The 22,755-nt window shown below is 67.0% G+C and carries 19 protein-coding genes and 2 pseudogenes; 12 read left to right on the forward strand and 9 right to left on the reverse strand.

Annotation, left to right across the window (positions count from 1 at the left end):
* Window positions 1–34 precede the first annotated feature (34 nt).
* The 9 genes and pseudogenes from ACWC09_RS30230 (at window position 35) to ACWC09_RS30270 (ending at window position 8,319) form a co-directional block, all read left to right on the forward strand.
* Window positions 35–532, forward strand: coding sequence for a hypothetical protein (locus ACWC09_RS30230; RefSeq protein ID WP_450854085.1), 498 nt, complete (start codon window positions 35–37; stop codon window positions 530–532).
* 362 nt (window positions 533–894) lie between these two features.
* The gene (locus ACWC09_RS30235; protein ID WP_152770336.1) at window positions 895–1,713 is read left to right on the forward strand and encodes an oxidoreductase; all 819 of its coding nucleotides are present in this window, start codon (window positions 895–897) and stop codon (window positions 1,711–1,713) included.
* Between the two features lie 108 nt (window positions 1,714–1,821).
* Window positions 1,822–2,141: pseudogene (locus tag ACWC09_RS30240) on the forward strand (TetR/AcrR family transcriptional regulator); the annotation flags it as partial.
* Window positions 2,142–2,370: 229 nt separating this feature from the next.
* Window positions 2,371–3,903 carry an MFS transporter gene (locus tag ACWC09_RS30245; RefSeq protein ID WP_450854086.1) on the forward strand — a complete coding sequence of 511 codons (1,533 nt, stop codon included), beginning with the start codon at window positions 2,371–2,373 and terminating at the stop codon, window positions 3,901–3,903.
* Window positions 3,904–4,135: 232 nt separating this feature from the next.
* Window positions 4,136–4,610: pseudogene (locus ACWC09_RS30250) on the forward strand (ADP-ribosylglycohydrolase family protein); the annotation flags it as partial.
* A gap of 332 nt (window positions 4,611–4,942) precedes the next feature.
* A complete protein-coding gene (locus tag ACWC09_RS30255; protein ID WP_381132472.1) occupies window positions 4,943–5,758 on the forward strand; it encodes an oxidoreductase in 816 nt (271 codons plus the stop codon).
* A 245-nt stretch (window positions 5,759–6,003) separates the two neighbouring features.
* A complete protein-coding gene (locus ACWC09_RS30260; RefSeq protein WP_381132474.1) occupies window positions 6,004–6,921 on the forward strand; it encodes an alpha/beta hydrolase in 918 nt (305 codons plus the stop codon).
* A 292-nt stretch (window positions 6,922–7,213) separates the two neighbouring features.
* On the forward strand, window positions 7,214–7,402 hold the full coding sequence (locus ACWC09_RS30265) for a hypothetical protein (protein WP_152774476.1): 189 nt from the start codon (window positions 7,214–7,216) through the stop codon (window positions 7,400–7,402).
* Window positions 7,399–8,319: an alpha/beta hydrolase gene (locus ACWC09_RS30270; RefSeq protein WP_152774477.1), complete on the forward strand. Its 921-nt coding sequence runs from the start codon at window positions 7,399–7,401 to the stop codon at window positions 8,317–8,319. The genes ACWC09_RS30265 and ACWC09_RS30270 overlap by 4 nt, the downstream gene beginning before the upstream one ends.
* Before the next feature lie 101 nt (window positions 8,320–8,420).
* Here ACWC09_RS30270 and ACWC09_RS30275 read toward each other — a convergent pair whose 3' ends face one another.
* The 5 genes from ACWC09_RS30275 to ACWC09_RS30295 form a co-directional block, all read right to left on the reverse strand.
* On the reverse strand, window positions 8,421–8,639 hold the full coding sequence (locus ACWC09_RS30275) for a hypothetical protein (protein ID WP_450854094.1): 219 nt from the start codon (window positions 8,637–8,639) through the stop codon (window positions 8,421–8,423).
* Window positions 8,542–8,820, reverse strand: a complete 279-nt coding sequence (locus tag ACWC09_RS30280) for an AMP-binding protein (RefSeq protein WP_152774478.1) — start codon at window positions 8,818–8,820, stop codon at window positions 8,542–8,544. The genes ACWC09_RS30275 and ACWC09_RS30280 overlap by 98 nt, the downstream gene beginning before the upstream one ends.
* Before the next feature lie 86 nt (window positions 8,821–8,906).
* Window positions 8,907–10,637: a helix-turn-helix domain-containing protein gene (locus tag ACWC09_RS30285; protein ID WP_152774479.1), complete on the reverse strand. Its 1,731-nt coding sequence runs from the start codon at window positions 10,635–10,637 to the stop codon at window positions 8,907–8,909.
* A 90-nt stretch (window positions 10,638–10,727) separates the two neighbouring features.
* Complete coding sequence (locus ACWC09_RS30290; protein WP_228034415.1) at window positions 10,728–11,195, reverse strand: cupin domain-containing protein; 468 nt, start codon at window positions 11,193–11,195, stop codon at window positions 10,728–10,730.
* Window positions 11,196–11,211: 16 nt separating this feature from the next.
* The gene (locus ACWC09_RS30295; RefSeq protein ID WP_152774480.1) at window positions 11,212–12,393 is read right to left on the reverse strand and encodes an FAD binding domain-containing protein; all 1,182 of its coding nucleotides are present in this window, start codon (window positions 12,391–12,393) and stop codon (window positions 11,212–11,214) included.
* 332 nt (window positions 12,394–12,725) lie between these two features.
* Between ACWC09_RS30295 and ACWC09_RS30300 the strand changes: the two genes are divergently transcribed.
* The 3 genes from ACWC09_RS30300 to ACWC09_RS30310 all read left to right on the forward strand — a co-directional run bounded on the left by ACWC09_RS30300 (window position 12,726) and on the right by ACWC09_RS30310 (window position 16,550).
* Window positions 12,726–14,462, forward strand: a complete 1,737-nt coding sequence (locus ACWC09_RS30300; protein WP_322725648.1) for a CocE/NonD family hydrolase — start codon at window positions 12,726–12,728, stop codon at window positions 14,460–14,462.
* A 55-nt stretch (window positions 14,463–14,517) separates the two neighbouring features.
* Window positions 14,518–15,504 carry an NADPH:quinone reductase gene (locus tag ACWC09_RS30305; protein WP_450854087.1) on the forward strand — a complete coding sequence of 329 codons (987 nt, stop codon included), beginning with the start codon at window positions 14,518–14,520 and terminating at the stop codon, window positions 15,502–15,504.
* Between the two features lie 89 nt (window positions 15,505–15,593).
* Window positions 15,594–16,550 (forward strand): alpha/beta hydrolase, encoded by a 957-nt coding sequence (locus ACWC09_RS30310; RefSeq protein ID WP_194238654.1) that lies wholly within the window; start codon window positions 15,594–15,596, stop codon window positions 16,548–16,550.
* 792 nt (window positions 16,551–17,342) lie between these two features.
* Here the strand turns inward: ACWC09_RS30310 and ACWC09_RS30315 are convergent.
* The 4 genes from ACWC09_RS30315 to ACWC09_RS30330 all read right to left on the reverse strand — a co-directional run bounded on the left by ACWC09_RS30315 (window position 17,343) and on the right by ACWC09_RS30330 (window position 22,550).
* Window positions 17,343–18,794, reverse strand: coding sequence for a DHA2 family efflux MFS transporter permease subunit (locus ACWC09_RS30315; RefSeq protein WP_152771981.1), 1,452 nt, complete (start codon window positions 18,792–18,794; stop codon window positions 17,343–17,345).
* Between the two features lie 136 nt (window positions 18,795–18,930).
* Entirely contained in the window at window positions 18,931–19,629 is a 699-nt protein-coding gene (locus ACWC09_RS30320; RefSeq protein ID WP_450854088.1) for an SDR family oxidoreductase, read from the reverse strand.
* Between the two features lie 258 nt (window positions 19,630–19,887).
* Window positions 19,888–20,904, reverse strand: a complete 1,017-nt coding sequence (locus tag ACWC09_RS30325) for an NADP-dependent oxidoreductase (RefSeq protein WP_450854089.1) — start codon at window positions 20,902–20,904, stop codon at window positions 19,888–19,890.
* A gap of 815 nt (window positions 20,905–21,719) precedes the next feature.
* On the reverse strand, window positions 21,720–22,550 hold the full coding sequence (locus ACWC09_RS30330) for an enoyl-CoA hydratase/isomerase family protein (RefSeq protein WP_322724534.1): 831 nt from the start codon (window positions 22,548–22,550) through the stop codon (window positions 21,720–21,722).
* Between the last annotated feature and the right edge of the window lie 205 nt (window positions 22,551–22,755).

Here is a 22,755-nt window from a genome sequence, read left to right on the forward strand (position 1 = left end):
CGCCGACTAGCGAAGCGGCCTGCCCGACAACGGGGTGCTGACGTCGCGGGCGCACCAGCGGACCCGGCAGCATCTGGCCGATGTGCCGTTTGACGGCCCCGTGGTGGGGCGGCTCAAGGAGCGCTCGGCATGGGCCGAAGTGCTCGGCTCGCGGCGCTCGTTCATTGAGCACGCAGACCAGGTCCTACCCCGGGCACGGCTCGCGGCGCGGCTCAAGGACGCCATCCTCAACGCGGTTTCCGGCGAGGTCCGCGCCATCGGCCAGGTCGCTGGCCAGTTCGACGTCTCGTGGCCGAGCTGGCCAGGTCCTGGGACGTCGATGAGCACCAGTTCCGCAGAGTCCGTTGGTTCAAGGACGACGGCGGTTCGTGACGGCGGATCGAGCCGTGGACGACCACCTTCGTCGCCCTGGCCACAGATGAGGTCATCGACGTCGTCGACGGACGCGACGCAGCGGCCGTCGCAGCTTGGCCGGCCGTCCAAGGAAACTGGCCGCGCGACCGTCGGCGCGGCACATGACCTGCGCGAATGAAACGGATTCAGCGAGCCGTTGGTTCGGTCGTCGGCTCGGTGGTGGGCGACGCCCTGCGCGGCCCCTTCGAGTTCGGTCCCCACGAGGCATTCCCGCCCGGTTTCCCCGCGCCTGGTGCCGGTGGCGGGATGGGCAGCATCAGCACGAAGGACATCACGGTGCCGTTTGACCCTGCCTGTGCCCCGCCGTCTGGGCCCTGCGCACCACCACCAGCTTCGAACATGGGATACGCGCGGCGGATCCTTCTCGAATCACTGGACGCGACCACTTGCCATCGATCGGCGACTCCCGTATGGTCGTACGAACGTAAGACATACAATCGTACGACATACGGTTGTACTCCAAAACCATGGGAGCTCGTGATGACTGCAGCAAACCGCCCGGTGGCACTCGTGACAGGTGCGTCCACCGGTATCGGCAAGGAGGCCGCCCTGGCGCTCGCCGCGGCGGGTTTCGAGACGGTGGGAACCAGCCGGAAGACGTCGGGAGCCGACCGTCGTGACGGCGTGACGTTCCTCGCGCTCGACGTGGGCGACGACGATTCGGTCGCTGCCGCGGTCGGGCAGGTGATCGAGCGGTTCGGGCGGATCGACGTCCTGGTCAACAACGCGGGCATCGGCTCCTCGGGCGCGTGGGAGGAAAACTCTCTCGCGCAGGCTGAGCGCCTCTTCAACACCAACGTCTTCGGTGTGATGCGCATGACCAAGGCCGTTCTCCCGCACATGCGCGCCCAGGGAAGCGGGCGCGTCATCAATATCTCGTCCGTCCTCGGGTTCCTCCCCGCGCCCTACATGGCCAACTATTCGGCGTCCAAGCACGCGCTCGAGGGGTACACCGAGTCCCTGGACCACGAGATCCGCGAGCACGGGGTCCGGGCCCTTATCGTCCAGCCGGGCGGTACCAAATCCGCGTTCGAGGCGAACACCGTCGCACCCGACATGCCCATGGACATCTATGCGGAGCAGCGGCGTATCGCCGACAAGGTGGCGGTGGCGGTCAACGAGGAGGGCGACGACCCCGCCATCGTCGCGAAGGTGATCGTCGCGGCCGCCACCGACTCCAAGCCGAAGGTGCGGTACACCGCCGGCCGGCAAGCCCGGCTCGTCAGCGCGGCGCACCGTATCCTTCCCGCCGGGGTCTTCGACGGACAGATCCGCAAGAGCAACAAGCTCCCTGGCTGAGATCTGCAGACAGTGAACCGCTCCGATATCGGTGGAGGCTGCGGACTACCCCGAGGTGGGTGGGTGGAGCCGAGTAGCCGTGGACGCCGCCAGGGACCGCATGGTCGGGCACTGAGCGGCTTCGTGCACATGGCGGCGGACGAGCGGATCGGCGCCCTGTGTCTCGCGAAGAACTTCGACCAGGACCACCCCGATCTGTTCGTCGCACGCGAGCGGCTGATGGAACTGGTCGGGCAAATGATGTGGAGTCCGGCGATCTGATGGTCGCCGTCCGCCAGCTCACCCGGCCGCTGCCAGGCACCGAGTGCGAGGGCATCGACCGCTTTGTGCACCGTCATCTGCAGATGTTCCTGGACGGTCTGCGGGCACCCACCCGCTCCGTACTGCCCGGATCGGCCGTGACCGTGGAGGACATGCGACGAGCGTGACTGAGCCGGTCGGTCAGGTCGATATCGAATAGTTCGGCGCTCGGCACCGGTCAGTAGTCGTAACCAGTAACCACCTCGTACAACGCTTTCGGCCGTCGACGATGACCAGCCGTCCCTGCCCCTGTCTCGATGCCCCGACGTCTCGCTGCCTCGTTCTTCATCTCCAGCTTTGTCTGTCTGAACTTCTCTCATCGTCTTTTCGCTGCGAAGTCCCGAAGTGAGTATCCCCATGTCTGAAACAGCTCAGGCCACCGCCAAGGCGGCAGCCGACTCCCATTCCAACCGCTGGAAAGCGCTCACCTTCATCGCGCTTGCCCAGCTGATGGTCGTGCTGGACGCGACCATCGTGAACATCTCGTTGCCGTCCGCCCAGCAGGACCTGGGCATATCCGACGGCAACCGCCAGTGGGTCATCACGGCGTACGCCCTGGCCTTCGGTGGTCTGCTGCTCTTCGGCGGCCGTATCGCGGATCTCTGGGGCCGCAAGCGCACCTTCGTCGCCGGTCTGATCGGCTTCGCCGCCGCGTCCGCCCTCGGCGGCGCGGCCACGAACGAGGCGACGATGCTCGGCGCCCGTGCCCTCCAGGGTGCCTTCGGCGCGCTGCTCGCGCCCGCCGCGCTCTCCCTGCTCGCCGTGACGTTCACGGAACCCAAGGAGCGCGCCAAGGCGTTCGGCATCTACGGCGCGATCGCCGGTGGCGGCGGCGCCGTCGGCTTCATCCTCGGCGGCGTCCTCACCGAGTACATGGACTGGCGCTGGACGTTCTTCGTGAACATCCCGTTCGCGGTCATCGCGGCCGCGGGCGCGTACTTCGTCATCCGTGAGCCGGCCGGTGGCCGCAACCGCTCGCCGCTCGACATCCCGGGCGTCGCCCTGTCCATCCTCGGTCTGGTCACGCTGGTCTACGCCTTCACCCGCGCCGAGTCCGACGGCTGGGGCGACTCCACGACGGTCGGCCTGTTCGTCACCTCGGTCGTGCTGCTCGCCGCGTTCGTCTTCACTGAGTCCAAGGTCAGGGCCCCGCTGCTGCCGCTGCGCGTCATCACCGAGCGCAACCGCGGAGGCGTCTACCTCTCCCTCGGCCTCGCGATCATCGCGTTGTTCGGACTGTTCCTCTTCCTGACCTACTACATGCAGCTCGTGAAGGGCTACTCGCCGGTCAAGACCGGCCTCGCCTTCCTGCCGCTGATCGGCGGCCTGATGGTGGGCTCCACGCAGATCGGCACCCGCCTGATAACCCGGGTTCCCCCGCGCCTGCTGATGGCTCCGGGCTTCCTGGTCGCCGGGATCGGTATGTTCTTCCTCACCCGGCTGGAGATCGACACCTCGTACGCCGGTGTCATCCTGCCGGGGCTGGCGCTGCTCGGCCTCGGCATGGGTACGGCGTTCATGCCCGCCCTCTCCCTGTCCACGCACGGTGTCGAGCCGCGTGACTCCGGTGTCGCCTCCGCGATGGTCAACACCTCGCAGCAGGTGGGCGGCGCGATCGGTACGGCCCTGCTGAACACGATCGCCGCCTCCGCGACGACCTCGTACATCAAGGACCACATCGCCGGCGCCGGCTCCAGGACCCAGCAGCAGCTGGTCCAGCTGGAGGGCCAGGTGCACGGGTACACCAACGCGATCTGGTTCGCCGTCGGCATCCTCGTGCTCGCCGCGACGATCGCCTTCACCTTCATCAACACCGGCAAGCCGGAAGTCGGTCCGGCCTCCGGCGAGGGTGCCGAGGACGAGATGAAGATCCCGGTGATCGCCCACTGACGGCCCGTACACCGGGTACGCCCGGTACGTCGGGTACTGCGATCACTGCGATCACTTCGGGTACTTCGTGTACGGCGCGGGGTGGGGACGCCTCGCCGTACACGATGCAGGGTCAGCCCCGGCTCCGAGAGCGACGGAGCCGGGGCTGACCCGTGTTCGGGCCCCAGGGCTCGCCATGGCATGCCCTGGATGCAGATGACCTGCGCGGAGCCGACGGCAGCTCAAGCGGCCCGAACCGAAGGACAGCGGCCTGCAGACCGAAAACGTCCTGACCAGCGGCATGCCCTAGGACCTCGTCGCCGCGATCCATTTCCAGGTCGACCAACGACGAGCCGGAAGCGGCTCCTTGATGCTGGCATCGACCTCCGCGGTCCACTTCGCGGCCGCCGGCCAGGAAGCCACCATGAACGCGGCCACCGCATGGCTGCCCTCACCCACGGTGACCGCGCAGCTTGGGAAGGCACCGCGATCTTCCACGAACTCATCCGCCTCACTCGTTCGAGGACACCGACCCCCTCACCGTGCACCCGGACATCCTGGCTCTCGTCCACTCCGACCACCGCGGTCGCCACGCCACCGTCCTCGCGCCCGACTGGCACCCCGGTCAGGTGAACGAGTTCAACGGTGCGGTGCTGTCTGGCCCTGCCTGGGCTCCGCCGTCTGGACCCCTGCGCAACACCACCAGCTTCGAAGCTGCGATACGCGCGCTTGGCCGCCCTTGCTTCCTGGCGGTAGGGGCCTCTTGCCATGCATGAAGGACCGGAGCTCGCAGTTCGCCGTCGTGGTAGCCAGACAGGCGTACCAGGAGAAAAATGAGCAAAGTGGGCAAAAGAGACTATGTAGGGAAGATCAGCCGACGACTCCGGCTCGTCGTCCGCTCATGGCCTTTCCCGTGTCGCGCCCTACGTTTCTCGAATCCTTCTCGGATCAGTGGGCGTAGCCACTTGCCATTGGCTGACGATCATTATATAGTCGTACGAACGTAAGACATACGAACGTAAGAAGATGCGGGAGCGCGTCAAAACCAAGGGAGCTCGTGATGGTGGCAACTCGACCGGTGGTGCTCGTGACGGGTGCCTCATCGGGGGTGGGCAAGGAGACGGCCCGCGCCTTCGCCGCGGCGGGTTTCGAGGTGATCGGAACCGCTCGCAACACCGCGCGGGTCACCGCGCCCGCCGGGGTGAGCTACCTCGATCTCGACGTGACCAGCGACGAGTCGGTCGCCGCCGTGGTCAAGCAGGTGATCGACCGGTTCGGGCGCATCGACGTCCTGGTCAACAACGCCGGCGTCGGCGCCAACGGCGCCGCCGAGGAGTTCTCCGTGGCCCGGACGCAGGACGTCTTCGACGTCAACGTCTACGGCGTCATGCGGATGACCAAGGCGGTGCTGCCGCACATGCGCGCGCAGCGGAGCGGACGCGTCATCAACATCTCCTCGCTCAGCGGGTTCGTCCCCAGCCCGTTCATGGCCATCTACACCTCGACCAAGCACGCGGTCGAGGGCTACTCCGGGTCGCTGGACCACGAGGTCCGCGAGCACGGCGTGCGGATCCTGCTCGTGGAGCCCGGCCCGATCAACACCCCGTTCGGGGACCACAGCGTGCAGGGCGACACCCCCTTGCCGCTTTACGCGTCGGGGCGACGCACCTTTGACGAGGTGCTGGCGAAGAACACCAGCGGCGGCGACGATCCCGCCACCGTCGCCAAGGTGATCGTCGCGGCGGCCACCGACAAGAACCCGAAACTGCGGCGCACCGCAGGCACGACCGCCGCCGGCATCAGCGTGTTCCACCGCGTCCTACCGGCCCGGATCTTCGACCGCATCGTCCGCCGGTTCAATCGGATGCCGAACTGACGCCCACTTCGCGAGCCCGAAGCCGCCCGGAAATGTCGGCGCGTCTTCGACGAGGTGGCAGCGGATGCGGTGGGCGAACAAGGTCGGCGGCTACTTCGAAACCGCATCCGCCCGCCGCCGAGGGCGCCACCGCCGTGGCAGACGAGATCGGCCACACCGACTACCCCACCCACACCGCCTGACAAACCCCGGCGATGCCGGTCCGGGCGGACCGATATGCCAAATGGCCCCCATGGAGTTACCAAATGTCTGAGCAGACTGCAGTCGAACTGAGCCCGGAAGCAATCCACTTCGCGGAATGGCTGGCCACAGGGGCGAATCCCCCGTCCGAGTTGGAGGCTGCGCGCATCCAGGCGGAGCAAGTCCATCTCGCGGCCCGGGAGCCGGAAGGCGTCACCTATCGGGAGGTGGACGCGGGCGGTGTGCCGGGAATCTGGTGCGAACCCGTCGACGCCAACACCGACCACGTCCTCCTGCACAGCCACGCCGGGGGCTCCGTGCTGGCGTCGGCGCCCGTCGACCGGAAGCTCGCCGGCCACATCGCGAAGGCCGCAGGCGCCCCCGTACTGGTTCTGGACTTCCGGCGAGCACCGGAACACAAGTACCCGGCCCAGGTGGACGACGCGGAGGCGGCCTTCAACTGGCTGCTCTCCGAAGGGTACGAGCCCGGAAACATCATCACGATCGGCCACTCGATCGGCGGGTTCATCGCCGTCGCCCTGGCGCTGCGCCTCCGCGACAATAAGCAGCCCCTGCCCGGCGCCATCGTGTCGATCTCCCCCTGGTGCGACCTCGAGATCGCCAACGAGACGATCACGACCAACGCCGGGACGGACAAGATCCTCAGCAAGGAACTGCTGGAGTTCTTCCGGGAATCCTGGATCGGTGGCACCGGCATCGAGTTCACGGACACCCGGATCAACCTCAACCGGGCGGACCTGAGCGGTCTGCCTCCGACCCTGGTCTCCTGGGGCACGTACGAGGTCTTGGCCGGCGAGGACGAGGAGTTCGCCGCCCGCGTCAAGGACGCCGGAATCGACACCACGACCGTCGTGGTCCCCGGAGGTCAGCACTCCTACGTCTACGGTGCCGGCCGCATTCCGGAGACCGACGCCGCCATCGCACAGATCGGCGCCTGGGTCCGCGAGAAGACCAAGATCTGACCTGGCGGACGGGCGCGGCAGCACAGGACTCGCGCGCCTGCCGGATCGGGACGGGGAACGGACGCGAGCATGGCCTGCAGTGGCGCGCAGGTCCGCGACGCACGCGAACTCGTCCCGGTCCGGCAGGCGACGGCCGGGATGGCTGATCACGACGGCGGCTTCAGCTACGTGCACCGCCGCGCGACCAAGCTCGCTGCGGGGGGTCGGAGATCGGCTGGCCAAGTCGCCCGGAGGTTCGGGACCAGCCTCGCCGACCACATCACGGTCGGAAGGCGACGCCAGAGTTCGGCGCGTGCCGCGGCAGTTCACCGAACTCGTCGCCGAGCGCACCGACGCCGAACGCGACACGCACCCGCGTCGAATAGCCCACCTGGCATCCGCCGCGCTACGGACGCCCGCCGAACCGTCCCCCCTCTCGACGCCGAACACCCGCCACCGGGTGGCCAGAAGATTCCGTACCCCCTCGATGAGGACCCGATGAGTACCTTCCACCCCGACCTCAAACGAGGTCGTTTCATCCCCAATGTGTCCTACGGCCGTCTGTCGTCGCGCCTCGTGCGGAGCGTGAAGTGGCGCGCGACCGATCCAGGACCGGACGTCACGGTTCAGGAGATCGTCGTGCCCGGCCCCAAGGGCGCACCGTCCGTCTCGCTTCGCGTCTTCCAGCCGACCGGCCTGAAGACAGCGGCTCCGGCGCTGCTCTGGATCCACGGAGGCGGCCTGATCTTCGGCGCTCCCGAGCAGGACGACCGTACGAACATCGCCTTCGCCCGCGAGCTCGGCATCACCGTCGCCGCGGTCCGTTACCGACTGGGGCCGGACCATCCCGCGCCCGCCGCGGTCGAGGACGCCTACGCCGCGCTGCGCGGACTGGCCGAGCGAGCCGACGACCTGCACATCGACGTCGACCGCATCGCGATCGGCGGTGCCAGCGCGGGCGGCGGAATCGCCGCGGCCCTCGCGCTGCTCGCCCATGACCGGGCCGAGATCCGCCCGGCGTTCCAGCTGCTCCTCTACCCCATGCTGGACGACCGCACGACGACGAGAACCGACCTGGACACCCTCAAGGTGCGTGTCTGGACGCCCAAGAGCAACCGGTACGGCTGGTCGTCCTACCTCGGCGACGCTGTCGCGGGCCCCGACGTCTCCCCCTACGCGGCCGCCGCCCGCCGCGAGGATCTCACCGGCCTCCCCCCGGCCTGGATCGGCGTCGGCACCCTCGACCTCTTCCACGACGAAGACGTCGAGTACGCGCGCCGGCTCAGCGACAGCGGCGTCCCCTGCGACCTCGACGTCATCCCCGGCGCTTTCCACGGCTTCGACCTCGTGTTTCCCAAGGCCGAAATCTCGCGGGAGTTCTGGCGCCGGCAGGCGCGCGCGCTGAAGCGCGCACTGTGAGGCCGAAGACCGAATGTCGGCGGTCTCTGAACGGTTCATGGAAACGGCGACACCGAAACTGAAGGCAGAGGACATGCAGATCGCGGAGAAGGGTTCCGTCCTCACGGCGCCACCAGCGGGACGAGGACATCTCGGGCGGTGAGCGCGTAGCTGCCGTCGACCTCAGTGAGAGCGGGCCGACCGAAACGGCCCGGCTCCCGGCCGTGGCGGAGGGCCAGCTCACTACCCACGCCACCGCCGAGGGACACCGCGACACCCTCGGCCTGTGGGTCGGCGACGGCGGCGAAGGCGCACCGGCTTCGCGTGCTCTCCGAACTCACGCGGAAATCGAAGAGCGACTTCGTCACCGGGGCGGAGCCCCTTCGACGCCAGGAGGTTTGCGAATCGGTCCGCGTCGCCATTCACCTGCCGGTACGTCAGGCGAGAATCCACGGTTACGATCGCGTCCCTCTCGGCGAAGGCGCCGGTGGACAGCGCGAGAACGGTGGCAAGGCTGTACATGGTGACTCTTCCCGTACGCCGAGCGAAGGGTTACCCCGACACGCGACAAAACTGCGTGCCCAAAGAGCTCAGGAGAGGGGGACGGACTAGCGCTCGGTTGCAGAAGGGCCGGATGCTGCCCGGATGCCGTCAGCTGCCAAGGCGGCACTGAACTGCAAGATGTCTGAAGGACTTGCGAGAGAGAGTCCTGTCAGCTTCTCGATGCGCCGAAGCCGCTGGGAGATCGTGTTCTTGTGAACGAAGAGCTCTTGAGCGGACACATCGGCGCGGCAATCATGGGCCAAGTAGGTTCGCAGGGTGAGGATCAGGTCTGTCGAGCGCTCGAGATCGCTCTGGCGCAGTGCACCCAGCACGCGATCACTGAAGCTCGCGACGGCCGTTTGGTCCTCCAGCTGGAGCAACAGGCCCACCACCCCCAGGTCCTCGATGGTGCGCACCAGCGGAGCCTGGGAGCCGCCGAGTTCAAGCGCGCCTCGTGCCATCCGGAATGCCCTGGCCAGGTCTCCTGAACCGCTGGCAGAGGCCACTACTGCGTGTACCTGAGAGCCGATCGCGCTGTGCCTGAGGGTGGCAGCTATGTCCCCTGCGCCTTCCTCGGCCGGCCAGAGAGCGACCCAGTAGTCGCCGAGCCGGCCGCACACAAGGCGGGGCCGTCGGCTCGAAATGGATCGCATCCGGCGCCCGAGCGGCGAGTTGTCGGCTTTCGCGGCACTGCCTTCGCTCTGATCCTTCATCACGACTACCTGAACCTCATCGACCAGCAGGTTCGCTCGCAGCGCACGCTGCCGGGCCGCAGTGCGGCGCTCAGGGTCGCCGGAACACAGGTCCCCGATCAGATCGTCTCTGAAGCGTGCTTCGGCCTCGGCCGCGGTCCGGTCGCGCAGGAGGAGAAGCGCGCAGACGGTCGCCGCATGCTCCAGTGCGCGAGCCGCCATGTCGGGGTCGAGGGTCACGCCGAAAGCTTCGATGCGTGCAGCTGCCTCCCCGTGCAGGAGAACCACTGCAGAGTTCGAGTCCTCCGGCGCCGGGTCTTCGACCGAGTCGGAGCCTGCCTGGGCCAGCACGAAACCCGATTCGTCGACGATCCTCAGGAAGCCGGCACCCACCATCTGCGCGGACTCCTGTGCGAGGTGGGCGAGATCCGAGTTGGTGAGCGCCACGTCGGTAAGGCGACGATGCAACTCCTGAGACCGCTCGTCCCGCACCTGCCGGTCGCGCAGTTCCTGGTTGAGATCCTCGAGCTGATTCATCCGGCCGGTCTCCGCCTGGCGGAGCCGCGTGATTTCGAGAGCAGCGCTCGCAAAATCCGTCAGGGCCTCCACCAAGTGACGAAGCTGGGGATCCGGGGCGATGACCTCTCTGTTGTAACAGTTGAAGGTCCCGACGATCTGATCGCCCGCTCGCAGCGGCACAGCCAACAGCGTCCTGTAACCCTGCGCCCGCGCAGGACCGGACCACTGCGTGAAGTCAGCGTGCTGCGTGATGTCAGATACCCAGACGGAGACTCCGGAGGTATAGGCCCTGCTGGAGGGAGACTGTCTCGCCGTGCTACCGAGCGTCAACGGGTTACGGGAGTTGATCTGCTCGACGTAGAAGGTGTCCAGACCCGCCCAGGCGCGGATGAGCAGCTGAGTTCTTGACTCGTCGGGGAGAAGAACTGCGCAGAAGTCGAACCCGGTGAGCTGGCGCCCCACCGCGACCAGTCTCTGGTGCAGGTCTTCGGAAGAACTCCCTGCCCCGGCCTGACGGGCCAGCAACTCAAGCGCCGCGATCCACACGGTGGTCGGCGTCACTTCGTGGGGCATCGGCTCGCTCAAGAGGTGCCTCCAACCCGACGACTCGCAGGTGATGGTCGCCCGTGATCCCGGCTCAAGGGTATGACAGGAGCACTCCTGGAGGCTGTGCCCTCAAGGCTCGATCGGAAGGGGTGAGTTCTCGCTGTCGAGATGTTCGACAGTCGTGAATACGAGATCGGCTTCACCCACGTTTTCGATGTCATGAAGCAGAAACTCGCCGCGCTCGAATTCAAAATGGCGTGTTTCGCCTGCTTTGTAGTGTACTGCGCGAGTCGTTCCGTCGTGCGTATGCTGAATGCTGTGGCCGGACGTGATGGCTGTCCAGAAGTAATCGAGCACGTGACGATGAGCGTGCCATCGTTCGCCAGGTGCCAGCCGAATTTCCCAGACCCGGACACGGGGGTCTTCGCTGAGCAGACGCGAACCCACATGCCCGTCCTGCGCGTGAACGCGGAACTCTTCGACCAGCTCATCGGTCCAGCCGGCAAAGTCGCTGGCGGTCAGTTCGCCTGCCAGAGGCAGATCAAGGCTGCTCGCGACGGGCCTTTGTCCGTTGTCCCGGGATCTCTCACTCATCATGCTCCCTCCGTTTCCGTCAGGTTCCGGGCCCGTAGAGACCGAACCGCAGTTCGGGATCCTCCGGGCGCCAGGAGTTGTCGAACTGTGCACGCTCACCCATGGCCTGCACGCGCGACTCAAGTTGAGCGCTCAGGGCGAGTTGAACCGGCTCCCAGACCTGAAGGGCCTGGTCCAGGTTGCCGCCCGCCTTTTCGATCGCCGTGGCCAGACTCCACGCGTCGGCAGCGGCCTTGGCCGTGCCGGCCGCCGCGTGCGGGCGAGCGGCGCATGCGGCGTCACCGAGTATCGCGACCCGGCCCCGGACCATCTGCGCGGCGCGAATGTCGCTGACGACCTGGACGTAAGGAGCGACGCAGCGTGAAGCAACCTCGGCCGCTGCGGGCGGTAGGTCGCGAGCTGCGTCAGTCTGCATCCGTTCGACCTCGATGCGCGGAACCTGCTCTGGATGCAACGACAGAACCCCATCGGATGCGCCGCCGACGAACTGATCGAGTCGGCGTCCCGCCGGAACGTTGCGATACCAGACGAAGTTCATAAGCCTTTCGGTTCTGCCGTCCGTGATTGGGCTGGGCACGGGATACATCACGATGTGTGAGTCCGGCACAACCGCGTAGGTCACGGAACTGCCAAGAACCGCACTCGTTTCGCTGCTCAACAGACGCTCCGGCACGAGGCCGCGCCAACCGATGTAGCCGGAATACCGGATGGATGTGTTAGGCGAGACGTAATGCCGGCCCACTGAGTTCACCCCGTCGGCGAATACCACGAGGTCGCCGGTGGCAAAGCTGCCATTGTCGAACTCGACGGTCGCAGTCGACGCGTCCTGAGTGACTGCCACGGCGCGGTGTCCGCGCCTATAACGTTCGACCCCGAAGTCCCGCAGCAGCGCCGAGTGGAGGGTCGCCCACGAGCTGTAGGACCACTGCGCGTACTCGCGGTGGGTTACGTTGTTGTCGCCGCCCAGGTACTGGACGAGATTTGTAGAGGTAGTGAGGCTCTCCAGCGCCTGCGTACTGCGTTCGGTGAACCAGCGGATCGTGTCCGGCTGCAGCACGATGCCGCCGCCGCGGGCGTCATTGCGAGTCGATCGCTCGAAGACGTCGACATCCCAGCCGAGGTCACGCAGCAGCAGCGCAGTGGTGAGACCACCGATCGAACCTCCGACGACGACCGCCCGACGGGACTTCGGTTCGCGCATGCGTCGACCTCCCCGGTTGCGGGAGGCATCGGCGCACCTGCTCGATGCCTCGGGCATTCAGTCTCGGAGGGCGGTGGAACCGTGGCTATGTTCGGGGCCACATTGCAGGCGACGGGTAATGTGCGTGAGCACATGCCGCCGGGCCGTTCCACCGCGGCATTCTGGACTGACCTCGATATGGCGCGGCCAATCGAGCGGATGTAGATCGCCGTGGTCTTTGGTCGAGCGCGTCGACGGTTGAATTCGTCGAGTCCGCATCGCCCGTTCTCGCGAACCAGAGCCGTCGATGTGGACGAGTGTTCCCGGTGGCAGGCGCAAGAGTGGAGGCTGACGTGGATACGCAGGAACAAGTGGCGAAGATGATGCTTGTCGAACGAGACGTGCCGATCGAGATGGACGACGGCATCGTTCTGCGAGCTGACGTCTTCCGCCCGAATGACGGACTGGCACATCCGACGCTCATGACCTACGGGCCCTACGGGAAAGGTCTGGCGTTCGCCGACGGGTACCCGACGGCATGGCGCAAGATGGCTGAGGAACATCTGGACACAGTGACTGGGTCGACCAACGTTCACCAGTGCTGGGAGGTGGCGGACCCGGAGAAGTGGGTTCCCCATGGCTACGCCCTCGTTCGCGTGGATTCTCGTGGGGCCGGCCGGTCTCCTGGCTTTCTGGACCCGTTTTCCGCGCGAGAGACCGAGGATTTTCGTGAATGCATCGAATGGGCGGGCCGACAGGCGTGGAGTAACGGAAAGGTCGGCCTGAGCGGAATATCATATTACGGGATGAATCAGTGGCGGGTGGCCGCGCTGAAGCCAGGGCCGCTCGCAGCGATCTGCGTATGGGAGGGCGCCTCCGACTTCTACCGAGAGGGTGCACGCCATGGCGGAATTCTGAGCACGATGCTGCTGAACTGGTACGAGATGCAAGTGCTGCCGGTCCAGCACGGACGAGGGGAGGCGGGACCCCGGAGCGCGGCAACCGGTGAACTGGTCTGTGGCGATCAGACGCTGAGTGAATCCGAACTCGCTGCCAACCGGGCCGACCTGCCGAGGTTTCACCGCGACAACGAGTTCGTCGACGCCTACCGCGAGCGCCAGGCTGATCTGTCCCAAGTTGATGTGCCGCTGCTGTCCGCCGGCAACTGGGGTGGGCAGGGACTGCACCTTCGCGGCAACATCGAAGGCTTTTGCAGGGCATCGTCGACGCAGAAATGGCTTGAGATCCATGACGGTGAACACTGGGTGGAGTTCTACACCGACTATGGCGTGGACCTCCAGCGCCGGTTTTTCGATCACTTCCTCAAGGGTGCAGACAACCGCTGGGGCGAACAGCCCCGCATCCAGATGAAGGTTCGGCACGTCGACGGCACGACGGAGGTGCGACACGAAGACGCGTGGCCACTTCCCGGGACGACTTGGACCGATCTGCAACTGGACATCGACAGACTGCACCCTGGTGCCGCCACCGAATCGGTCGTTTCCTTTGACGTCAACGGCGAGGGCGTCTCCTGGACCACCGAACCGATGGAGGAGACCACCGAGATCACGGGACCGGTTGCCTGCCGTCTCTTCGTATCCACCACCTCCACGGACGCGGACATCTTCGCAGTGCTGCGCGCCTTTGACCCGGCCGGGAACGAGCAGGTCTTCCAGGGCGCCATCGACCCCTTCAGCGCAGTGACGAAGGGGTGGTTGCGAATGTCGCACCGGGAGCTCGATGAGCGTTTCAGCACACCGTACCGGCCGTTCCATTCGCATGAGCGGAAATCCGAGGTCATTCCCTACGAGATCTACCAACTCGATGTCGAGCTGTGGCCCACCAGCGTGGTCCTCCCACCGGGCTGGCGTCTCAGTTTGACCCTGCGGGGCTCCGACTGGGTTTACGACTCGGCACCGGATAGCCGACTCTCGAACTTCAAAAACCCAATGCAGGGTTCAGGACCTTTCCTGCACAACGATCCGTCGGATCGTTCAGCGTCCGTCTTCAGCGGACGCACTTCGATTCATCTGGGGGGCAAGCACACATCCTTTCTCCGCCTCCCGATCGTCCCGGCAACAAGGACTTAGAAAAGGAGTGATGAAGATCAGAGCCGCAGGTTACGCAACCACAGGAGGTCGCGATGTGCTCCGCATCGTCGACCTCCCCGTACGAGATCCGGGCCCGGGTGAGGTTCGGGTGAGGATCCGCTACTCAGGCGTCAACCCGACCGACTGGAAGACCCGCATCGGCGGCATCCACATGCCGATCCCCGACGGGCAGGTTCAGGTTCCGCACCTCGACGGCTCGGGGATCGTGGACGCCGTCGGCCCGGGGGTCGAGGACCTCGTGCCGGGGGACAGGGTGTGGTTGTGGCTCGTCGCCTTCAAGCGCTTGGAGGGGACCGCGCAGGAGTACGCCACGGTGCCGGCCCGACTGGTCCGCCCGCTGCCCGACACGGCCTCTCTGGAGCTGGGCGCCGGCCTCGGGGTCCCCTTCATCACCGCTCATCACGCGCTGACACTCCGTGCCCAAGGCCCGACTCAGCTCGGACCGGGGGTGCTCGCAGGGGTGACCGTGCTGGTCGCGGGGGGAGCCGGCGCCGTCGGCAATGCCGCGATCCAGCTGGCGACGTGGGCCGGCGCGCGGGTGATCACGACCGTCAGCAGCGAAGCCAAGGCCCGCCTTGCGAGGGCCGCCGGTGCCCGGATGGTGGTGAACTACCGCATGCAGGACGCCGCCGCCGAGATACGGCGACTCGCGCCGGGCGGGGTGGACATCGTCGTTGAGGTCTCGCCGTCCACCAACGTCGGTCTGGACCTCGCGGTCATCGCGCCGCACGGCCTGATCGTGGTCTATGCCAACAACGGCGGCGACGACATCCTCATGCCGGTCCGATCCCAGATGACTCTGAGCGTCACCTGGCACTTCGTACTGCTGTACAAGATGACCGACGCCGTTCTCGATAACGCCGTCGCATCCATCGACAGGGCGCTGGCAGCCGGGGTGATCGGCGGGGGTGAAGCCTGCGGGCTGCCCGTCCACCTCTATCCGCTGGAGCGCATCGCGGATGCCCACAGGGCGGTCGAGTCCGGAATCATCGGAAAAGTTCTCCTTGACCTGTCCGCATGACGTCCCTGCCCGAACCGGCCGGGACTGCCCGCCCCACACATCGGCGCTGCCCGAGCAGCCGTCAACCGTCATACCGGAGGTATAGAGAAATGAGCCTGAAGAACCAGGATGTGGCTGCGGCCACGTCGGTGAAGGAAGACATCGAGTTTCGCGCCGACAACGGGGTCATCCTGCGTGGCTGGGTGATGACCCCGGCCTCCGAGGGCCCGCATCCCACCATCGTGATGACCCCTGGATTCTCTTCGTCGATCACCCGCCTCGAATTCGTCGCCGACGCCTTCGTCGCCCGGGGGTTCGGAGTCCTGCTGTACGACCAGCAGACGTGCGGCAACAGCGACGGGGAACCGCGCCAGGACATCGATCCTGTCGCACAGGAGCGGGACTTGCAGATGGCCCTGTCCTTCGTGGAGCAACATCCAGCGCTCGACAGCGACCGCATCGGCCTGTGGGGCTCAAGCTACAGCGGGGCGATGGTGCTCGTCGTGGCCGCCATGGACCGCCGGGTGAAAGCTGTCGTCAGCCAAGTGCCCTTCATCTCCGGTTACGACCAATTCGTACTGGGAAACGGCCAAGGCGCGCTCGCCGCGATCAACGACAACATGGACCAGGACAGGCAAGGAAGGCTCAAGGGTGAGGAGCCCGGCCGTATCCAGCTGGTGCGGATGCCGACCGATCCGGCTGACCACCCGGTCCTCTTCGAGGACGCGGCGGACTACGAGTACCTCGTGGGTGGTCCCCAAGGCCCCGCCGAAGGATGGATCAACAGCGTGACCATCCGATCGACCGGACGGGCGCTGGCGTACGACGTGCGTCCGTTCATGCGCCGCATCAGCCCGACGCCTCTGCTGATGGTCGTCGCCAGCGACGACCAGACCACTCCGCCCTCGCTCGCTCTGGAAGCCTATGATGCGGCGCTTGAGCCCAAGGAGCTCGTGATGATCTCCGGGGGACACTACGGGGTGTACTGGCCCCACCTTTCCCGGGACCTTGTCACCGACGCCGCAGCCCGTTGGTTCGAGACCCATCTGGGCAAGGCCACTCCCTGAGGGGCGGCGGGTCGGAGACCGGAAGGCGAAGTCGCCCGGAGGTTCGGGGTCGGCCTCGCCGGCGACCTCGCGGTCTGAGGGCGACAGCAGCGTTCGGCGTGTGATTCGGCAGCTCACCGAGCTCGTCGCCGAGCGCGCAGCCGCCAAACGCGACACGCTTCCGTGCCTGATGGTCAAGGCGGTATGCGCCCCGCTGCTTTCGCACGTCACTGACCGCACGGCAGCCGAGAAGCTGTCGGCGCGCACGTCGATGTCCAGATTCGCTGCGAACGGGGCCACCGCGATCCGGGGCTGGGCCGGTGCAGATCAAGGACATCGAGAGCGTCCCCGGCCCAGCCTTTCGCATGAGGTTGCCCGAGTGAGCTGAGGACTCCTCCGTCAGTGTTCCGTCAGCCGGCCGCTCTGTCGTGTCGCCGCCGAAGGCCGCCGTCTCACTATGCCGATGCTGGCGCTGTGCGGTTCCACGGGGCTGCCTGACCGCCTACCGACACTGGAGATCTCGCAGGCCTGTGCCGACGACGTGACCGGGCCGAGATCCCGGAGTGCGGCCACTTCATCCCCGAGGAGCGGCCGGAGGCCCTGCTGGCGCATTTGCGGCCCTTCCTGGCCGGCAAGGCGAGCCGGTGAGGGAAGCGGTGCGTCTGCCCGGTCGAGCGCCGACCCGAGGGGGCGTACTGTCCGACCTCGGCCACGGTGTGATGCCCCCGCGCGGGGAACGAGCCTGGGGAGCAGGACAGGCTGCTGAGGGGTGGCCCCGCCGAAACCCGGCGGGGCCACCCCTCGATGCGGGCTTCAGGTCGCGACCGGGGTGCCGGCCGGGGCACTTCCTGCGGCAAGGCCGGCGGCCGGGCCGTCGGCCTTGTGCTGCCTGGGCATGAGCAGCGCTACAGCCGCTGCCAGGGCGACCGCGCCGGCTCCGGCCCAGAGGGCCGGGATCAGCCCGTCCACGAACAGTGCGGCGGATCCGTAGCCGCCCTGGGCGGAGAAGACCGCGGCCAGCGTTGCGACGCCGATGGCGCCGCCGACCTCGCGGATGGCGTTGTTGGCGCCGGAGGCGATGCCCTGCTCCTGGGGGCGGACGGTGCTCAGGACGAGGTTGGCGCTGGGGGCGAAGAACATGCCCAGGCCGATGCCGCAGACGATCAGTGCGGGCAGCATGTGGGTGTAGGCCTCATGCGGCTCGACGGTGATCGCCCACAGGCCGAGGCCGACGGCGTTCAGGGTCATGCCCGCCGTGACGACGGGTGCGCCGCCGATGCGGTCGGACAGGGCCCCGGCCAGCGGTCCGGCGATCATGGGCATGGCGGTCCAGGGCAGCATCCGTATGCCCGCTTGCATCGGCGAGTAGCCACCGACGGTCTGCAGGTACTGGCTGAGCAGGAAGATCGACCCGAACATGCCCAGCAGCATCAGCAGGCTGGCGGCGTTGATGGCGCTGAAGGAGCGTATGCGGAACAGGCGCATCGGCAGCATCGGGTGCTTGGCGCGCAGTTCGTACAGGACGAAGCCCACCAGCAGGACCGTTCCGGCGAAGAAGCCGCCCAGCACCGGGGTGCTGCTCCAGCCGTCGGCGTTGCCGCGCACCAGGGCGTAGACGATGCCGAACAGTCCGCCGCTGGCCAGAACGGTGCCGACGAGGTCGAGGGTCGGGTTGGGGCCGCGGCTCTCGTCGAGGCGCAGCAGGGCGAGCGGGATCAGCGCCAGCCCCAGGGGCACGTTCACCCAGAAGATCCACTGCCAGGAGAGGTTCTCGGTGAGTGCGCCGCCGATGAGCGGTCCGGTGGCCACGGCGATGCCGCTGGCCGCGCCCCACACACCCAGCGCCGCGCCGCGCCGTTCGGCGGGCACGGCGGCCGAGAGCAGGGTGAGCGTCAGCGGCGTCACGATCGCGGACCCGACGCCCTGCGCCGCCCGCGCGGCGATCAGTTCACCCATCCCCGGTGCGAGGGCGGCCGCGGCCGAGGCCGTGGTGAAGATCCCGAGCCCGATGGCGAACAGCCTCCGCCGTCCGAACCGGTCACCCAGCGAGGCGCCGAACATGAGCAGGACCGCAAAGGTGAGGGTGTAGGCGCTGACTGTCCATTCGAGGTCTTCGAGCCCTCCGCCCAGGTCCTTGCGGATGGAGGGGAGGGCGGTGGTGACGATCAAGTTGTCGAGTGCGGTGATGAATCCCGCCGCGCTGGTGATGGCCACGGCCCAGACGGCGCTGCCGCCCCGAACCCGTTGCTTGCGTTGCTGTTTCATGGCGTTCCCTGCATTCCCTGGGCAGACGTACGTGGCGACGGATCAATGGATGTGGACGCCGGCGGGTGACGGCATGGTGTGCGACAGCGAGCATCGGCACCGAGCGGGCTCGGGGCGGATTCCTGGGTGGCTGTCCTCAGGGGAGCTGCGGGTAGAGCACGGAGACGCCTCCAGCGAGAGCGGCCTGTGCCTGGCGGGAGGCGTCGTCCGCGACGATCTCGTAGGTGCCGTCGGCGATGCCGTCGACGGCGATCCGGGCGATGTCGGCGGGGTCCGATTTGGCCGCGTCGACGGCTCGGACCATGTCGGTGTCCATGTAGCCGACGTGCAGGCCGGTCACGCGGATGTGCTGGGGGGCGAGTTGCTGGCGCAGGGCGTTGGTGAGGGACCACTCGGCGGACTTGGCGGCGCAGTAGGCGCCGAGTTCCGGGAAGCTGACCCAGGACAGGCCGGACAGGATGTTCAGGATCGTCCCGCCGCCGTTGGCCGTGATCTGAGGTGCGAAGGCGCGGACCACGGAGAGGGTGCCGAAGTAGTGGGTGTCCATCTCCAGGCGGACGGCGTCCAGGTCGGCGGTCAGCAGGTCGGCGCCGGTGGAGGACCCGGCGTTGTTGACCAGGATGCTCACGTCGCCGGTGGCCTTGGCCGCGGCCGCGACGGAGGCGGGGTTGGTGATGTCGAGCGCGATCGGCTTGGCGCCGGGCAGGTCGACGTGGTCGGGGTTGCGGGCGCCGGCGTAGACGGTGGCGCCGCGCTCGAGCAACTCGGCGGCCAGGGCGCGGCCGAAGCCCCGGTTGGCTCCGGTGACAAGGGCGGTGCTGATGGAGAGGTCCATGGAGAGTTCCTGGTGAAGTGGAGAGGAATGAAGGTCAGAACGCCAATGGCGTGCCGAGAGGGCCAACCTGTTAAATTACGATCATAATGTTAAGAGGGTGGGTCGGTGATCGCAACCGATCCATGTTTCTGTGATGCCGTCGGGGTTTGGCTCTGTGCGACGCCAGGGTGTTTCGATCTTGCGCTGCGACTGACGCGAGAGGGCCCCGCCGCGCGCACGGCACGGCAGGCTCCTCCTCCCGGCGTGAGGGAGGCGGATTCAGAGCTTGACGATCATCTTTCCGATGTTCTCGCCCCGCATCATGGCGAGGAAGGCGTCCAGGGTGTTCTCCAGGCCGTTCCGCACGGTTTCGCGGTAGCGGAGCTTGCCCTCGGCGAGCCAGCCGCCTACCTCGCGGACGAAGTCCGGCTGGAGATCCAGCTCTTCGCTGACCATGAATGCCAGGATGTCCGAACGCGTCACGGACAGGTTCCACAGGTTGCGCGGGCCGACGACCTTCTCGTCGTTGTACTGGGAGACCATCCCGCACAGGACGATCCGTGCGTGCAGCTTGAGGGCGCCGATCGCCGCCTCCAGGTGCTCGCCGCCGACGTTGTCGAAGAAGACGTCGATGCCCTCCGGGGCCGCCTTGGCCAGCTGCTCGGCGACCGGCCCGTTCTTGTAGTTGAACGCGACGTCGTAGCCGTACTCCTCGATGAGCAGCTTGACCTTCTGGTCCGAGCCCGTGCTTCCGATCACCAGTCCGGCGCCCTTCAGCTTGGCGATCTGGCCGGCCTGGGTGCCCACGGCGCCTGCCGCGCCGGAGACGAAGACCGTGTCGCCCTCCTTGATCTTCGCGAACCGCTCCAGACCGATGTACGCGGTGAGGCCGGGTACGCCGAGCACGCCCAGGTAGGCGGGAAGAGGGGCGAGGTTCGGGTCCACCTTCTGTGCGCCCGCCGCGTCGAGGATCGCGTAGTCGCGCCAGCCGAGGACGTGCACCACATGATCACCGGGAGCGAAACCCTCCGCGTTGGACACCAGGACACGGCCGACCGCCGGGCCGTCCATCGGCGCGTCCACGTCGTAGGGCTCGATGTAGGACTTCTTGTCGCTCATCCGGCCACGCATGTAGGGGTCGACCGAGAGGTATTCGTTGGCGATGAGGAGTTGCCCGGCGCCGGGCGTGGGGAGGGCCACCTCGCGCAGCGAGAAGTTGGAAGTGGTCGGCCGGCCCGCCGGGCGGGTGTCCAGGTGCCAGGCGTGGGCGGTGGTGGGCAGAGTCTGCTCGGACATGTTGATCGGGTCCCTTCGGTGGAGCAGTTCGGATTGGCCAAAGGTCTGGCTACTGAAGAGAAAGGTCTGTCTGCCGGGAGCAGGAAACGAGCCGCGAACGGTCGCTTCCAGGAGCTATCGGGGGCAGGCTGCGTCGAGCAGGTCGCGCGCCGCCCACCTCGCGGCCCCGGCGTCTTCCACGCGGGTCGCCGCCGGTGTGCCGTCGATGAGGAGTGTGAGCTGGAACGCGAGTGTGCCTGGGTCCGGGGCACCGGCCGGTGCGGCCAGGGTGCGCACCCAGGCTCGTACGGCGCGGTTGTGTTCGGTGGTGGATGGCGTGCGCGGTGGTGCCAGGGGCGTACTCCGCCACCGTGTTGATGAACGCGCAGCCGAGTACGCCCTCTCGCAGCGTTCTCCAGCGCGGCGAAGACGCCGGCAGGAGCGACCTCCGCTGCCAGGACCGGGACACCGGCCGGGTCCTGGAGGTCCCCCCAGGGGCCGCCATCTGAGCACGCACGATCGGAACCTTGATCACCAGGGCGGTGACGTTCAGGCCGTCGTCCGGAGCGATGTAGCTGTGCACCCGCACGTTGCCCTTGTCGATGACGGTGACTGTGCCGCTCATTTACCGCACCTTGTGTCACAGCAACGGGTGAAACGATCAGCTGTTGCCGGCACTGCGCAGGTCACAGTCCCAGCCGCCCAGGCGTTCCACGTGGCCGGACTCCGCCGCGACGATTGTCCAAACCTTCATGGAATCTGCCGATGTGGCAGACCGCCACGGGTGAGTCGGCCTCGTCGAGCATCGCGGCAGACTCTCCCGCGGCGAGAAGGGATCAGGAGGTCTGGTTGGCCAGTCCGACGTACTCGCCCAAGTGGTATTCGACGTCGAGACCCTTGTCGGCGATCAGCGTGCCCAGCGCCACAGCACGGGCCAGGAACCCTGGGTTTGTCAGCGAGTCCACGAACCCGCTGTAGCTGGCGATCAGGTCGGCGTCCGGCGGCAGCGTCGCTCGGTTGACCATCGACTTCGCGGTCGTCAATGCCTGCCGGTCGAAGGAGGCGAGGCGGGCGACCGTCGCGTCGACGAAGGCGTCGAGTTCCGCGTCGGGCAGGGCTCGTGTGACCCACCCCCAGCGCTCGGCCACGTCGGCGTCGTAGTCGACGCTGCTGAGAATGGCCTCGAGCGCTCGGTCGCGGCCAATGGATCGGGGGAGTCGCTCGGCTCCGCCTCCGCCGGGAACGATTCCGATGCCGACCTCGGGCTGCCCGAAGATCGCCTTCTCGCGACTGGCGTACCGCAGGTCGCACGCGAGAGCCAACTCGTTGCCGGCGCCGCGGGTACGGCCGCGGATGGCCGCGATGCTGACGTACGAGGCCTTACTCAACCGCATGACCATGTCGGTCCAGACCGGCGGGTCGTCCTCGTGCTGGGGTACGGGCAGGTCGCCCGCCGCGGCGCCGTCGAAGTGGTTGATGAAGAAGTCGGGGACCTCGCTGGAGAAGACGACGACCTGGATATCCGGGTCCTCGTCGAACCCGCAGACGATTTCGTGCAGCCTCACCACGGCCTCGGGAACCATGAGGTTCACAGGAGGATTCGCGAAGGTGATCCTGGCGGTCTGGAGGGTGGTGCGCTCGAGGTGGATCGCGCTGGGCTGACTCACGAGAGGGCTCCGTTTCCTAACGGACAGTGGTGCTGGGCGGCAGACAAGAAGCAGTAGGAGATAGGGGGCTCAATGCGGTCATCGGGCTGACCGGACGCCGCGTGCTCGAACGGGCTCAGCGCTGATCGAAGGTCGACGCCTGCTCGTTCACGGAGGCCTTGGACCGGTCGCGGAGATGGGTGATCCTGAATAACGGTGCTTTTGG

The organism is Streptomyces sp. NPDC001617 (assembly GCF_053596855.1).

Excerpts from the sequence above, each read along its gene's own strand:
- ACWC09_RS30280 (WP_152774478.1), bottom strand. The coding sequence starts at position 8,820 with ATGTACAGCCTTGCCACCGTTCTCGCGCTGTCCACCGGCGCCTTCGCC.
- ACWC09_RS30290 (WP_228034415.1), bottom strand. The coding sequence starts at position 11,195 with ATGATGAGTGAGAGATCCCGGGACAACGGACAAAGGCCCGTCGCGAGC.
- ACWC09_RS30255 (WP_381132472.1), top strand. The coding sequence starts at position 4,943 with ATGGTGGCAACTCGACCGGTGGTGCTCGTGACGGGTGCCTCATCGGGG.
- ACWC09_RS30245 (WP_450854086.1), top strand. The coding sequence starts at position 2,371 with ATGTCTGAAACAGCTCAGGCCACCGCCAAGGCGGCAGCCGACTCCCAT.
- ACWC09_RS30310 (WP_194238654.1), top strand. The coding sequence starts at position 15,594 with ATGAGCCTGAAGAACCAGGATGTGGCTGCGGCCACGTCGGTGAAGGAA.
- ACWC09_RS30295 (WP_152774480.1), bottom strand. The coding sequence starts at position 12,393 with ATGCGCGAACCGAAGTCCCGTCGGGCGGTCGTCGTCGGAGGTTCGATC.
- ACWC09_RS30315 (WP_152771981.1), bottom strand. The coding sequence starts at position 18,794 with ATGAAACAGCAACGCAAGCAACGGGTTCGGGGCGGCAGCGCCGTCTGG.
- ACWC09_RS30270 (WP_152774477.1), top strand. The coding sequence starts at position 7,399 with ATGAGTACCTTCCACCCCGACCTCAAACGAGGTCGTTTCATCCCCAAT.
- ACWC09_RS30235 (WP_152770336.1), top strand. The coding sequence starts at position 895 with ATGACTGCAGCAAACCGCCCGGTGGCACTCGTGACAGGTGCGTCCACC.
- ACWC09_RS30325 (WP_450854089.1), bottom strand. The coding sequence starts at position 20,904 with ATGTCCGAGCAGACTCTGCCCACCACCGCCCACGCCTGGCACCTGGAC.
- ACWC09_RS30260 (WP_381132474.1), top strand. The coding sequence starts at position 6,004 with ATGTCTGAGCAGACTGCAGTCGAACTGAGCCCGGAAGCAATCCACTTC.
- ACWC09_RS30320 (WP_450854088.1), bottom strand. The coding sequence starts at position 19,629 with ATGGACCTCTCCATCAGCACCGCCCTTGTCACCGGAGCCAACCGGGGC.